This window comes from Streptomyces sp. NPDC031426 (assembly GCF_055581585.1).
The window spans coordinates 64,690-78,780 of record NZ_JBVIJE010000005.1 but is presented as its reverse complement, the minus strand read 5'-3'; the positions used below and the strand labels follow the sequence as shown (position 1 = coordinate 78,780).

The 14,091-nt window shown below is 70.3% G+C and carries 7 protein-coding genes, 2 pseudogenes and 1 CRISPR repeat array; of the genes and pseudogenes, 1 reads left to right on the top strand and 8 read right to left on the bottom strand.

Going from position 1 to position 14,091, the window contains the following annotated elements; translation table 11 throughout:
* Nucleotides 1-30: 30 nt before the first annotated feature.
* Nucleotides 31-2,319: a CRISPR direct-repeat array (repeat unit 28 nt; unit sequence GGACCATCCCCGCAGGCGCGGGGCCGAC).
* 1,161 nt (nt 2,320-3,480) lie between these two features.
* The 6 genes from cas6e to cas3 all read right to left on the bottom strand — a co-directional run bounded on the left by cas6e (nt 3,481) and on the right by cas3 (nt 11,817).
* Nucleotides 3,481-4,233: a type I-E CRISPR-associated protein Cas6/Cse3/CasE gene (gene cas6e / locus ACZ5NH_RS11035; protein ID WP_468774340.1), complete on the bottom strand. Its 753-nt coding sequence runs from the start codon at nt 4,231-4,233 to the stop codon at nt 3,481-3,483.
* A 5-nt stretch (nt 4,234-4,238) separates the two neighbouring features.
* The gene (gene cas5e, locus ACZ5NH_RS11030) at nt 4,239-5,042 is read right to left on the bottom strand and encodes a type I-E CRISPR-associated protein Cas5/CasD (RefSeq protein WP_468774338.1); all 804 of its coding nucleotides are present in this window, start codon (nt 5,040-5,042) and stop codon (nt 4,239-4,241) included.
* Nucleotides 5,039-6,193 carry a type I-E CRISPR-associated protein Cas7/Cse4/CasC gene (cas7e, locus tag ACZ5NH_RS11025; RefSeq protein ID WP_468774336.1) on the bottom strand — a complete coding sequence of 385 codons (1,155 nt, stop codon included), beginning with the start codon at nt 6,191-6,193 and terminating at the stop codon, nt 5,039-5,041. The genes cas5e and cas7e overlap by 4 nt, the downstream gene beginning before the upstream one ends.
* A gap of 98 nt (nt 6,194-6,291) precedes the next feature.
* Nucleotides 6,292-6,879: a type I-E CRISPR-associated protein Cse2/CasB gene (gene casB, locus ACZ5NH_RS11020; protein WP_468774334.1), complete on the bottom strand. Its 588-nt coding sequence runs from the start codon at nt 6,877-6,879 to the stop codon at nt 6,292-6,294.
* An 18-nt stretch (nt 6,880-6,897) separates the two neighbouring features.
* The gene (casA, locus tag ACZ5NH_RS11015; protein ID WP_468774332.1) at nt 6,898-8,670 is read right to left on the bottom strand and encodes a type I-E CRISPR-associated protein Cse1/CasA; all 1,773 of its coding nucleotides are present in this window, start codon (nt 8,668-8,670) and stop codon (nt 6,898-6,900) included.
* Nucleotides 8,671-8,922: 252 nt separating this feature from the next.
* Nucleotides 8,923-11,817: a CRISPR-associated helicase Cas3' gene (gene cas3 / locus ACZ5NH_RS11010; RefSeq protein ID WP_468774330.1), complete on the bottom strand. Its 2,895-nt coding sequence runs from the start codon at nt 11,815-11,817 to the stop codon at nt 8,923-8,925.
* A gap of 401 nt (nt 11,818-12,218) precedes the next feature.
* Between cas3 and ACZ5NH_RS11005 the strand changes: the two are divergent.
* Nucleotides 12,219-12,782: pseudogene (locus ACZ5NH_RS11005) on the top strand (lytic polysaccharide monooxygenase); the annotation flags it as partial.
* A 49-nt stretch (nt 12,783-12,831) separates the two neighbouring features.
* Here ACZ5NH_RS11005 and ACZ5NH_RS11000 read toward each other — a convergent pair.
* Together ACZ5NH_RS11000 and ACZ5NH_RS10995 are read right to left on the bottom strand one after the other, a co-directional pair.
* The gene (locus tag ACZ5NH_RS11000; RefSeq protein WP_468774328.1) at nt 12,832-13,695 is read right to left on the bottom strand and encodes an esterase/lipase family protein; all 864 of its coding nucleotides are present in this window, start codon (nt 13,693-13,695) and stop codon (nt 12,832-12,834) included.
* A 167-nt stretch (nt 13,696-13,862) separates the two neighbouring features.
* Nucleotides 13,863-14,086 (bottom strand): annotated as a pseudogene (locus tag ACZ5NH_RS10995) (MarR family transcriptional regulator); the annotation flags it as partial.
* Nucleotides 14,087-14,091 lie beyond the last annotated feature (5 nt).

The window sequence follows — 14,091 nt, the reverse complement described above, 5'->3', positions numbered from 1 at the left end:
TCGTCGTCCTCGGTCGCGCCACGCATGCCGGGACCATCCCCGCAGGCGCGGGGCCGACGCTTCCTCGGAGTCGCGGCGGGCGTCGGCGGCTGGACCATCCCCGCAGGCGCGGGGCCGACGTGGCCGGCGCTCCCTTCTTCGACATGTAGCCGGGACCATCCCCGCAGGCGCGGGGCCGACAACTGGTCATAGCGGAACGTCAGCGGACCCACAGGACCATCCCCGCAGGCGCGGGGCCGACATCGACCAGGCGACCACCGTGCCGACCTTGCCGGGACCATCCCCGCAGGCGCGGGGCCGACATGGCGTCGGCGTCCTTCGTGCGTGGCGTGATGGGACCATCCCCGCAGGCGCGGGGCCGACCTTGCCGTAGTGGACGCCGAGCCCGCCGGACGAGGACCATCCCCGCAGGCGCGGGGCCGACGGGGTGTCGGTCGGCCCCGTGGCGTAGGTGAGGGGACCATCCCCGCAGGCGCGGGGCCGACGAGGCGGTGTTCGTCGTTTTCGGTCATGGCTGGGGACCATCCCCGCAGGCGCGGGGCCGACGGTCTGGATCTGCGCGTCCGACACCGACTCGCGGGACCATCCCCGCAGGCGCGGGGCCGACCGACGCAGCGTTGCGGAACATGTCGATCTGCGGCGGACCATCCCCGCAGGCGCGGGGCCGACACCATGTGGGAGCGCGACGACCTGGACTCGCAGGGACCATCCCCGCAGGCGCGGGGCCGACGCCGTCGCCGGCGCCGTCTACACCGCCTCGCAGGGACCATCCCCGCAGGCGCGGGGCCGACGTTAGATCCTGCCCGGTCAGCACACCCTGCGCCGGACCATCCCCGCAGGCGCGGGGCCGACTTCATCGAGGACATCGACCACACCGGTGACGAGGGACCATCCCCGCAGGCGCGGGGCCGACGGCGGAGGCTTCGACCAAGCCGGGCAAGCTTGAGGACCATCCCCGCAGGCGCGGGGCCGACCCGCGCGCAGAGGCGGCTGGCTGGCATCTTCGGGGACCATCCCCGCAGGCGCGGGGCCGACGTCGGACATAGAGGCGACGTGGAAGGAGATGGAGGACCATCCCCGCAGGCGCGGGGCCGACGTTGGCCCATTCGCGCAGCGTTCCGGCCGTGGGGGACCATCCCCGCAGGCGCGGGGCCGACCCGGCTGGCTCCCCTCGCAACCTGCCGCATCGCGGACCATCCCCGCAGGCGCGGGGCCGACCGTCTGCACGGTGCCGGTCAGGGCGACGGTGGCGGGACCATCCCCGCAGGCGCGGGGCCGACTCCACGTCGGTGTACATGAGCGATCCGACACCGGGACCATCCCCGCAGGCGCGGGGCCGACCCCAACACGGACCCCAGCCCGGACGGCCCGCAGGGACCATCCCCGCAGGCGGCGGGCCGACCCGACCTCGGTGGCCCGCAGATGGCCGACCTTGGGACCATCCCCGCAGGCGCGGGGCCGACGTCCGCGAGTACGCCGAGAAGGCGTGGACCCTGGGACCATCCCCGCAGGCGCGGGGCCGACCGGTTCATCACGGCCGATACGGCCCAGACGGCGGGACCATCCCCGCAGGCGCGGGGCCGACGCAGTGCCGAGGTCGGGGAAGTCGCGGATCAGCGGACCATCCCCGCAGGCGCGGGGCCGACTCCGGTCACGTCCCGGACGGCCTCCCGTCGTGGGGACCATCCCCGCAGGCGCGGGGCCGACAGGTCGAGCTGCTGTTCGGTCATGTCGGGTCCTGGACCATCCCCGCAGGCGCGGGGCCGACCTCGCCGGTGTCGAAGAGGCCCTGGTTCTGCTGGGGACCATCCCCGCAGGCGCCGGGCCGACGTGCTCATCACGACCTGAAGCTGCGGCTGCACGGGACCATCCCCGCAGACGCGCAGCCGACGAGGACACGCTGTCCGACACCGTGTGGGACTGGGAACCATCCCCGCGGGCGCGGGGCCGACGCTAAGTGATGGCCCAGGTACCAGGCCCAGTGGGGACCATCCCCGTAGGCGCGGGACCCACCCACGGTGATGCCGGCGGCAGAGCCACTCCAGGGGACCATCCCCGCGGGCGCGGGGCCGACGCAAAGATCCAGTTCTCCCACTCGAAGTCCTGGGGATCATCCCCGCGGGCGCGGGGCCGACGCGTCCGGGGAGAGCAGCATCCACTCCATAGTGGGACCATCCCCGCGGGCACCGGGCCGACTCCTACCTGGCGTCCGAGCCCATCCCGTACCTGGGACCCATCCCCGCGGGCGCGGGGTCGACTGCTCGTGCTGGGCGATCCCCCACAGGGTGGAGGGACCATCCCCGCAGACGCGGGGCCGACCAGCCGACGACCTGCGCCGTGTAGCGGCTGTTGGGACCAACCCCGCGGCGCGGGGCCGACCCGTGGCAGGGCGGCCTGGGTGACACCAAGACGGGACCACCCCCGCGGGGGCCGGGCCGACCTCCACAGCATTCGCCAGTCACGCCCGACGACGGGACCATCCCCGCGGACGCGGGGCCGACATGATGAGCACGGAAAACCAGGCGGCGAACCAAGGACCATCCCCGCGGGCGCGGGGCCGACAAGCTGCGCCGGGATCACCAGGACGCCTACGCGGGACCATCCCCGCGGGCGCGGGGCCGACATGATCTGGTACGCACCTGCGGCCCCGATCGAGGGATCATCCCCGCGGGCGCGAGGCCGACTCCCCGCCCTTGGGACCGAGGGCCAGGGCGTACGGACCATCCCTGCGGGCGCAGGACCGACGCACGCTTGACGTAGCCAGCGGCGATCAGCTCGGGACCATCCCCGGGGCGCGGGGCCGACGCCAGCTACGTCTACGGCTACGGCCTGCCGAAGGGGCCATCTCCGTGGGCGCGGGGCCGACACGTAGTCAGTTGCGCCGAAGGTGAGGACGGCGGGACAACTCCCGCGTGCGCGGGGCCGACAAGCTGGGTGGGGGTCCATTACTACGACTCCACGAGACCATCCCCGCGGGTGCGGGGCCGGCAGGGGGAGGTAGGAGCAGTTGAAGCCCGCGATGGGACCATCCCCGCAGGCGCGGGGCCGACCACGTCCTCCTTCTCGCCTTCATGGTGTGGCTGGGATCATCCCCGCGAGCGCGGGGCCCGACCAGAAGTCACGTGGAACATCGGCTCGAAGAGGGGACCATTCCCGCAGGCGCAGGGCCGACGGGCCGCACGGTGGCTACTCCGACGAACCGCCGGGACCATCCCCGCGGGAGCGGGGCCGATCTCTGGAAGTGGACGCCCCGTCCGAACGTGAAGGGACCATCCCTGCGGACGCAGGGGCTACTGGCGGCGCCATGTAGACGTAACCGGAACCATCCTCGCATTGGCCATCGTGGTGTTTCCCTCGGGACCATCCCCGCAGGCGCGGGGCCGACCCGACGTAGAAGAGACCGAATCCCTTTTGCCAAAGACCATCCCCGCCGGTGCGGGGCCGACGGGCGTGAACGACGGCCGGTCCGGCAACCCGAGGTCACGCACCGGCGTACCGAAGTGGCGCGAGGGTAAGCAGACCGCAGCCGTACGCCTTGGAGGGGCCGATCCCGTTGAGGAGGCGTTCGGTGAGCAGGGCGACATCGGCGACACGTAGGCGTCCTTCGTAGGTGGCGCTGTGCATGACCACCCGGGCTTCTTTGGTGGTGGGCCCTTTGCTGAAGGAGCGGCGGTCGCGGGTGATGAGTCGGACATCGCGGGGTGGGTTGCCGTCTGTGTCCTTGGTGCCGGCCAGGTTTGGGGCGAGGGGGATGTCGAAGCCCCAGCGTGGGGTGCGGGTCAGGAACCAGTTCATCTGGGCGGTGGCGGTGCGATGGCCGAGCCGGAAGCTGCGGGTTTCCCCTTGGGCCAGTCGTTGGGCCTGCCGTGCCGTGGGTTTGTCCGGGCGGTTGGTGTTTTGTACGGGGCTGGCGGTGAGACGAAAGGCGAATTCCCTGCCCACCGCGAGCTGGTGGAGGAGGGGGGTGTAGTCGGCGATGGCGTAGTGCTCGCCGTCGGCTTCCGGCCATCCTGCCTGTTCGACGAGATGGGTCCAATCGGGCTTTGAGGTGGTCAGGACGTACAGGTGGGGTCGGTGGGGGTTGTCGGCGTCCAGGCGCCACAGCGTGCGCTCTTCGCCTGGTGCTGTGGGGAGTCCTCCTTGGACGGCGCCGTGCATGGCGCGGGGGCTGGCGAGGAGTTTGCGGCTTTCGGCGCGCAGCGGGTTGATTCGGATGCGGGAGAGGAAGGGCATATGGGTCACCAGCCCAGGAGGGCGAAGGGGTCGTGGCCGCTGCTGGGCGCGGGCGGCTGGTCGGTGTCGGGTGTGAGGCCGGTGGGGGCGTCGACGTAGGTGTGGCGTACCCGGCGGGTGGTGAAGGCGCGGGCCTTCGGGTCGAAGGACAGGGGCAGGTCGTCGCGGACGTCGTCGCCCGCAGGGTCGTCCAGCGTGGCGGGCAGGGTGATGTGGCCGGGGTTGCCGCGGGTGCGGCCCCATCGCTCGCGGATGGTGCGGGGCGCCTGCCAGGGCTCCTCCCGCAGAGCCTGCTCCAGGGAGCCGGAGCGCGGACCCAGCACCAGCGGCTGGGCGGGTACGCAGGAGCGGCGGCCGAGAGCGAGCGGGAAGGCAGGGTGGCGCAGCGCGTGCTCGAGTGTGGTGATGAGTTCCTGCGGGCCCGCGACGGCGGCGAGGAATACGGCGTCCTGGAGGTAGAACCGCTGGGTGACGTGGGTGTGCTTGGCCGGTGAGGTCGGCTTCTGTATGCCTTTTGCGTTGACCGCGGCGGACAGCAGCGGCACTCCGCGGTAGTCGCTGACGGTGTGGTAGTCGCGCAGCAGGCTGCCCGGCCGGTCGATGCGGATGCCGAGCGCCAGTCCGGCGAGGTCGTCGACCGGGGCGGTGCGCGGTCGTCCTTCGGCGGCGGCGAGGAGGCCGACGATGCCTGACTTGGTGGGTTCGGGCCTGGTCTCGCGGCGGTTGAAGGCGCTGCGGTCGCCCCAAGACTGCAGCGGACCGGCGAGCCGCAGCAGCAGGACGGACTGGCCCTGGTCGCTGGGGGTCACGCGGGTTCCTCCACGCTGGAGGCGAGGCGGGCGCGCAGGCTGGTGATGAGGTCGGGGAAGGCGACGGGTTCGCCGAAGGCGCGGGAGAGGGCCTCGGTGGTGTCCTTGGTGCGGGGATCGCCCGGTGTGAAGGTGTGACTGGCGGCCGCGAAGATCGGGGTGTCGCCCCACATCTGGCAGGCGGTGGCGTGCTCCTCGGCGAGGCGGCGGGCGGACGCGGCCGCGATGCCTGCTTCGGTCGGGACGGGTTCTTCGAAGGCGGAGACGAGGTTGACCGGCTGGTCCTGGCGGACGACGACGGCGACCAGGCTGGGCCGAGTGCGGTGGGCGAAGGCGTTCTGGTAGCCGGTCGGGGCGGAGCGGGCGAAGCTGTCGACGAAGCCGCCCACGGCATCGAGGGCCGCGGTGGTGTCGCCGCCCAGGTTGGCGGTCAGCTGCTCCAGGCCAAGAGTGGCGTAGCGGTAGAGGGTGGCGGAGTTGAAGCCGATGGTGCCGATCATGCCCGCGCCGGTCTCCTCCTTCTCGTTCTCGTCGTCGACGGCGGTGAAGTAGTCGAACTCCAGCTGTGTCTCGTGCGTGGACAGAGCGTGGGCGACCTGCACGGAGGCGTCTACGTTCAGGGCCGGGATGTTGGCGACCATGCGGCCGAACAGGGCCACACCCATCGGGTGGCCGGTGGTGAACTTTTCCGCCACGGGCAAGGCCTTGAGGGTGTCGCTGAGAGCGGTGTCGTCCAGCGCGGCGAGTTCACTGATGCGGTCGGTGACCAGTTCGGCCACTGCTTCGAGTTGAGCGTTGCCGTAGAAGAGGAGGTAGGCGGTTTCGCCGGCCTTCTTGCCCGCGCTCAGTCCCAACTGGGCCAGCAGGGCGGTGGCGATGCGGGTGGCCGGTTCCTTGTCCAGGTCGGTGTTGCGTGCGATCCGCTCGGCGAGTTCGGCGGTCATCCGCTTGGTGCGGGTGGCGCGGTCTGGCTCGGGTGCCTGGGCGTCGAAGTGGATACGGGTGGCCCGTTTCCAGGCCTGGGAGGAGACGCGGGAGCGGCGGACGCCTCCGTAGATGGCCTCCTTGGGGTTGCCCTGGTCGTCGCGGTTGAGGTTGGCCGGCGGCACAGTCTGCACGATGTGCACGTCGACGTAGAGGCGAGAAGTCATCGCACGAACTCCAAGCGGTGTATGCGGGTTGGAAGATGAGGTGGGTCGGCAGGCAGCCTTGGGCCTGCGGGCTGCGGCCTGGCCCGGGGGCGGTGGACTTACTGCTCGGCGCTGGTCCAGTTGTAGTAGTCCAGGCCCCAGCGGCGCCGGACCCGACCACGTGCCTCGTGGCGGTGCCAGGCGTAGAGGTCGTCGGCGAGAAGGTCGTAGTCCAGGGGTTGGTCGATGCCTTTGAGCTGGGTGACCAGGCCGCGCAGCCTGATGCGCAGCGCGCTGGGGGAGTTGGCTGCGAAGGCCTGCTGGAAGCGGGCGTCGACCGCCTCCGGACTGGAGCGGTCATGCTGGCGCAGTGCGCGCATGGCACGTCCCAGACTTGCTCCCCGGCGGTGCATGGGACGGTCCTGGCTTTGCTGGTGCAGCCCGTACAGGGCGAGCGCCGCGTGCTCGGCCTCCTGCGCAATGGACACCTGCCCGCGGCGGGCCAGGAAGTCATCCACCGGGCAGGTGTAGAAGGGGAACATCTCCAGCACGTCGCCGGCCGGTCGGCTCAGCCCGCGGCGCAGCACGGCCAGGTCCTCGCCCGGCGGCCGCCTTTCCGCCGGGCTGCCATCCTTGCGGCGCCAGGTGCCGTCGGCAGCGATATAGCGGTGCCAGATCCGGCGTTGCCGGTGGTTGTCATCAGACACGGTCATCTCCGAGCGTGTTCACGAAAGTGGTTCGCCGTCGGCGTGAGGGCCTGCAGAGCCCTGAGCGAGAGTTGTTTGCTCGGCTTGGGCCAGGCGGCGGGCTTCGGCGGCCCGGTGGAGGATCTCCCGGCGGCGCCTAAGGAAGGACGCTTCGGCCAGCGACGCCCGGTAGGTGCGCTCGGGCTTGTCTCCGCCCTGCTTCTTGTCGCTCTTGCGACCGGTGTAGGCGCTGACCGGTACGGTCTGCAGCAGCCCGTCGGCGATCTCCCAGCTGCGCCGCCACGCCAGTTGCTCCCACTCCGTCTGTCGGGCCTCCACCGTCTCGATGTCGTCGCCGACATCGCGCAGGCCGGCCAGCAGTCGCCGCATCAGGGGGTCGAGGGCGTGGAGCACGAACTCTCCGGGCCGCTGGCCTTTGTCCCAGGGGATGGGGTCCGCGCCCAGAGCACGACGTAGGTCAGCCGAAAGGTTGTTGACGGCGACGGCGAGTTGCTCGGCCTGAGCAGCCGCCTCCAATACGGCGGCGTGGACATAGGTCTGTGCCCCCAGCGCGGCCAGAGGTAGCGGCAGCGAGTCGAACATCACGTCGTCGACGGTGGAGGACTGCGTACCGTAGGCCATTCCGGTCAGCTCGACTCGCAGCGGATACGACTCGCCGATGTCCGAACGGACCTCGGCGAGTTGGTCGAGGAGCCTGCTCGTGGCGAATCCGGCGGTTTTCTCACTGGCGTCCTGGGAGGCGCGCTCGGGCGCCAGCAGCGCGTCCAGTCCACGCCAGGCTGCTTTGCCGGCCTGCATGCGCAGGGGCCGACGTGGCAAGGCACCGGCGCGCTTGTTGTTCTTGGTCCGTCCCCTTGTCCCGGTGGGTTCCAGGCGCCACATGGTGTGCGGCTCCTCTTCGGGCGTGTGCGGCATCCGGTCCCCGGCTGCGACCAGGACTCGGCTGACGGACAGGGTCCCGTCGTCACTCCTGTCGGGGAAGAGGCGGATCCGTCGAGGCTGCCAGGTCCAGACGTCCAGTAGCCCCTTGGGTGCACGCTCCTGCCACAGCGGCGTCGCGACCGAGCACGTCTTTTCGATCGGGTCGTCTTGGTCGCGGCGCCTCCACTGCGGCAGATCATCCGAGCGCAACGGCGGCCCCGCGGGAATGTTGAGCAGCAACGTGTCGTACAGGGTGCGGCCCATGGGAACGGTGACACCGAGCTGTCCGAGCGGGCTGGTGGGATTGCCGGTCGTCTTACCTTGCTTGACCTTCGGGTCGCCCACCGCGCCGGTCTTGATGGCCGCGGTGTCCCAGCCGTGGGTGTGCAGCAGCCAGTGCGCCGCCTCAGTAGGCGTCAGCGCCAGCACGTCTCCTTCCGTGCGTGATGCGAACAGCGGCACGTTGTTGCCGGTCGCCGCCGTCGCCACCAGCAGCCCCGCTCCCTTCGTCTCCCCTTTCTCGGTCTGCAGATCCGCGACCTGTGCGAACGGGTCCGTGGGGTGGAAGAGGTCAAATCGGTCCTGATAGGTGGCGAAGTAGGCGTTCAGCTGTTCCAGCTGCTGAGGTGACCACCGGCCCGTGTGGAACCAGCGCACCCATTCACGGCCGTCGGCGGGTCGCCCCAGGGCGTCCACGACGACGGGCAGCAGCAACTGACGTAGCAAGGCGGGACGTTGCGTCGGGAGGTCGACGACAAGGTCTCCCAGTGTGTGCGCCTCCAACACAGCTTCGCGTAGCGAGTAGGCCCGCATCGGGCCGCCCGTGGCTGGAGGAAGCCTCAGCCATGGGTCGTTGAGCAGTGAAAACACTAAATACCCCCCAATGGTGAAGTGTTTCCGTCTTAAACCTAGTGGTTGGATCGGGCGTGTGCAGTGGTTTCCGTGAATCCAGGTGTGGCAATCTGCTCACGGCCCCGGTGAGATGGCAGTCGCCGCCGTCGTGGACATGCGGGGATGGCTCGTGTTTTCGTCTGATGACCGAGCAGGGCAACGCGTAGGCCCCGCCGTGAGCGGGGAACACCCGGGGGCCGGGCGCGCCACGTCTGGCCCCCGGTACTCCTCCTAGCCGCTCACCAGCTCGGTACCCAAGCCGAGATCGTGGTCGTACCACACGGAGTGGTCGCCCAGCCGGGCGTGGCCGGAGGCGTCGAGCACCAGAGCCCGGCTGTGCCGCAACCAGGGATGCCCGCGCCAGCCCGGCAGTGGGGAAAGTGCCAGCGCGTCCTTCGTCAGCGTGGCCGGCAGGCGCACCGTACTCCCGATCACTTCGTCCAAAAGCTCAGGCGCTACATCACCGTTCACTGTCAAAGCACGACCCGACAGCGTGCGATACACCTGCCCGTCGGCAGCCTGCACCACCAGGACGACCTCGACGGACTCGTCCCCGTCACGCACCGCGGCCTGCAACTCCTCTTCGCCACTGCCGGAGGAGACACCGCCGTAATGCAACCCGGCCAGCGTGCAGTTCTCATGCTCACCGTGTCGCGTGAGCAGGAACTTGCCCGCTGCCTCGGTGCGGCGGCGGTCCTCCGCCTGCTGTTCCTCGCGTGCTTTCACCCCGGCCGCGGCCCACGACTCGGGCAGTAGGTCGGCCTCCTGGCCGTACACCGCCCGGACCAGCTCCGGGACCTGGCCGGGAACCTCCCAGGCGCCGTCGCCAGGGAGTACAGCTGCCGTGCGAAGCAGCAGATGACGCCCATAGATCTTCTCGCTCGCGTACAGGAAGTCCGGCTCACGGCCCTCGCGCGGGCAAAAACCGGTGACGAAGACTTTCGGCTGGCGGAGACGATCCGGACGGTGAGTGCCGGCATGGCGGTGCAGGCGTCCGATGCGCTGCAGAAGCAGGTCGACGGGAGCCAGATCGGTGACCAGCAGATCGACGTCCACATCGAAAGACTGCTCGGCAAGTTGCGTGGCCACCAGCACCAGCCGACCGCCCTCAGGCCTTGGGGCGTCCGGGCCAAGCAGCCGTAGGGCCTCCTCGGTCAGCTCGGCGCGACGCGCTACAGTGAACCGCGCGTGCAGCAGCCGGACCTCGTCGGCCGGGAAGCGCTGCCTCAGCTCCTCGTGGAGGCTCTGCGCACGGGCGACGGTGTTGCGGATCACCAAAGCCGTCCCGCCCTCGGCGAGCTGCTCGGCCAGTAGGTCGGCGACCGACGCGTCCGCGGCACGCTGCACCGCCAGGCGCTCCTGCCGGGACGCGGTGCGGGCAGGCTTCTCCTCCGCCACGGTCTCGACCGTCACCGTCAGGTCCGGACGCCAGGTGTCCGTCTCCCAGGAGTGAACCGATGGCACCGCGGCGTCCCGCTCGAGCCAGGCAGCAGTCACACTGGGGTAGCCGCCAGGCTCGGGTACCTCGACCGCGAACTCCTCCCTTGAGGCGGCCCCCGCCAGATAGGCCGCCACCAACTCCCGACGTTGCCCGGGAGGAAGCGTCGCGGACAGCAAAACGACTGGTACTCGGGCCTGCCCCAGCCAGCGCAACGCCTCCAGCAGGAAGCGGCTCATATACACGTCGCAGGCGTGGACCTCGTCCAGAACGACGACCTTGCCCGCTAGCCCCGCCATCCGCAGCATCACATGCCGGGTCCGGGTGGCCGCGTACAGCAGCTGGTCAACGGTGCCGACCACAAAGGGCGCCAGCAATCCCCGTTTGGACCCCAAGAACCACTCGGCTGGCGCCAAACGCTCGGCAACACCTCCGCAAGCAGGCACGATCCCGTACGGATCGTCGTCAAGCCCATACTCGTCAACACCCGCATAGAAGGCGTCAGCACCAGGACCGACCTTGTCAAGGAGCGCCTTCCACTCCTTGTTGAACGCGCGCTTGCCGTGCAGCAAGGCCACCTGTGACGCCAGCGAGGCATCTATCGCCTCCACCCACCGGCGGGTACGCGTGAACATCGGATCACTCGTCGCTTGGGTCGGCATGCCCACGAACACACCGTCCAAGCCGAACCGTGCCGCCAGGACCTCCGCCGCCGCCAGCGCCGCCTCGGTCTTGCCCTCCCCCATCGGAGCCTCGACCACCAGCAGGCCCGCAGTCTGCATCCGCCGGGCGGCCTCGATCACCGTCCTCTGCGACGGCCGTGGCGGCAACGTGAACCGTTCCTTGAACATGCCAGTGCCAGGAACCGCCAAGGCCCCCCAACCGCCCCGCATACCCAGCTGCCGCCAAGCCGCCATCGCTCGCTCTCGGGCCGCTTCCAGCCCTACCGAACGCAGATCAGCCACGCCGGGGAAGTGCCGCTCGTCGCTAGCAATCCAGTCCGCCATAACCACCAGCCCACTCAGCTGCAACTGAAGCGCCCGCGACGGGACAGCCACCGGCTCAACCTCACCGAGAGCCGCAAACCCCAGCTCACGCGTGAACACATCCAGCACGGCGTGCTGCGTGGCACACCACCGCCCTGCGCCCCGCAACTGACCCTTGGCCACCCGGGGCTCTTGTACATCCCCCAGCGTGGGAAACGCCCCGTGGTGACCGGCAACCAGCGGCCACAGCCAGTCCACCTGCTCCGCCGCCCACCCGGCCTCGCCGAGCGCCTGCCGCAGCAGCAACCCACCGGCCCAGTCGTGACGCCATCGCTTCTTCTGCCTTGCGCCGGCCACCGCCGCCGTCTCCAACCAGGTCAGCCCGACCGCCCGGACGGCTTCAGCCCCTTCCGGCCACAGCCGCTGATGCGCCGGCGTCGCCTTCCCACAGTCATGAACGCCGCACAACCATGCGAAGAAGCGGCGTCCCCGCCCCGGACCAGCAACCTCCTCCAGCACACCGCGAGTCACCGGCGCCAGATAGTGATCAAAGACAAGCTCCGCGACCGCGGCGGTGTCCAAGAGGTGGGAAAGCAGGAGATTAGTCCGGCCTCCAGCCCGCTCCTTCGACTTCCCCCACAACGCGCCAAGGCCGGCGACCGCATCTGCCCCGTACTGTGAGCCAACCCGCTCAACGTCCATATCCCACCCCCAGGATCACGACTGCCGAGGCGACGCTAACGGGCACCACTGACATCGGGACTGCAAGCGGCCATTCAGGCAGGTCCGAGCGCCACCGCCCCGCGCTGCCGGGAGCCAATCGGGGAGCCAACTGAGGCGTCCGGCTGCGAACGAACCCGAACCGGAGCGGACAGTCGCACTGCTCGACCGCAGGTGGGCTACGGGGGTTTCTCCTCCCCTTCCTGAGCCCCCGGTTAGTCCCGCCTTAACGGCACCATAAGGATCTCCTCCATCCGCGTCCGGCAGGCGATTTCGCGGTTTCTCGGGGCTAGCTTCGGATCACCCCCCACGGGTTCCCCATGGGTCCCCCTCCGGGTTCCGCCCCCGCAGAAGAACCGTCCGCAGAGGAGTTCCGCATGCCCGCTCGTGCCCGCCGCGCGGCCACGCCCAGCGGGTCGTACACCTTCGAGTACCGGGTGACGGCACCACACAAGGGCACCTTCAAGGGCTGTCTCACCAGGCCCGGTTACGCCCCCGCCAAGCCGCCGGCCTGGTCCGAGCTGGATCTGGAGCACCCGGTGGCGACGGTCACGGGCCCGGTCGCATCGGGCGGCTTCCACACGTTCTCCGGCACGCTTCCCGAGCGGTCCGGTCGGCAGCTGCTGTATGCGATCTGGCAGCGCTCGGACTGCCCGGAGACGTTCTGCTCCTGCTCGGAGGTGGACTTCGGCGGCGCCGGCGCGGGCAGCACGGGCAGCGGCCCTGCTCCGACGGCGTCCGCGCCCTCCGACCGGCAGATCGCGGCCGGTGCCGACAAGTCGACGATGCGGCACCACGGTCAGGGCGATGACGCGACGACCGCCCCCGCACGGCAGCCCTCCGGCGCGCCCAACGCGCCCAAGGCCGCCGGTACTTCGAGCGACCTCGCGGAGGCGCTGTTCCTGTCGGTGCGGCGACGCGCGGCGGGTGGCGCCCACCGCCGGTGAGTTCCGGGGCCTGTCCGGCGGCTCAGGCCGGACAGGCCCCGGCGGCACGTCAGCTGAAGGCCGACGCGCAGGTGGTGGCGGTGGCATGGGACGGGTCGAGCGCGTTGGCCACCTCGTGGAAGGCGATGCGGTCGAACAGGCCGATGGCGACGTGCTCGGAGAGGTCGAGCGGGCACAGGTTCTGGAGCAGGACGTTGTGGACGTCGGAGCCGCTCAGGTACTGGCTCTGCCAGGGGGTGGCCACCTCGTCGTACTTGGTGGCGATGACGGTGTAGTGCACTCCCGGGACGGTGTCGCCGTCCGCGTTGAGCTCGGTGAGGAAGTCGGAGCCGGGGACCTGGTCGGCGAGGCCGGGGGTGGTGGCCTTGATCAGGTCCGAGGCGCCGGGGAAGTACGGCAGCAGGTTGGTGAGGCCGCTCAGGGTGGCGCCGTGGTTGTCGGGGGCGAGGCCGACGAGGGCGTTCACCTTGGCGGATCCGCCGAGGAACCTCAGGTAGTAGCGGGGCATCAGGCCGCCCTGGGAGTGTCCGACGAGGTCGGCCTTGGCGGCTCCGGTCGCGGCGAGCACCCTGTCCACGAAGGCCGACAGCTGTTCGGCCGACTTGTCGATGGGGCCTAGGCCGTAGAAGAAGGGGACGCCGGTCAGTTGGCCGTAGTCGAGGGAGTAGACGCAGTATCCGCGGTCCTTCAGGTAGGGCGCGAGGGAGAGCCAGTTGTCGACCGAGTTGCCCAGGGTGCCGTGCACCAGGACGACCGGGCGGGGATGGTCGGCGGAGGGCTTGCAGGAGAAGTCGTTCCAGCCGCTGGAGGGGGCGGTGTCGGCGGCAGCGGCGGTGGCGGCGGGAACGGTGGCGACGGCGGCGGTGAGGAGCAGCGCGGCGAGGGGTCTGAGCACTCGCTTCCAGGGCAGCATCGTGTGATCTCCTTGCGGCTCAAGGGAGGTGGGGGCCTTACCCTGTGATCCGGATCACGAGGATGCTGTTCATTCGTCAAGTTACGGGCGAGTAGCACACGTGTGAAGTTACGCATCAGTAAAAACTTCCAGTGATAACCAGTGCGCCGCCGAAGGCTGACGGATCATCACCAGGCAGGCCTCACCGGACCATAGGGAGCGATCCGCGCCAAACGCTCCCCCAACACGCGCACTTCAGCCTCGCCCAGCAGTTCGGCCCATCCCCCCCCACGACCTCGGCCGCCGCCTCCGCCGCCCGGGTGCAGGCCCAGCCTCGCCCGAGCACGACCAGCCGGGCCCGCGCGTCCTGCGGATGCGGCCCCCGCTCCGCGTATCCCTTCCGCACGAGTCCGCTGC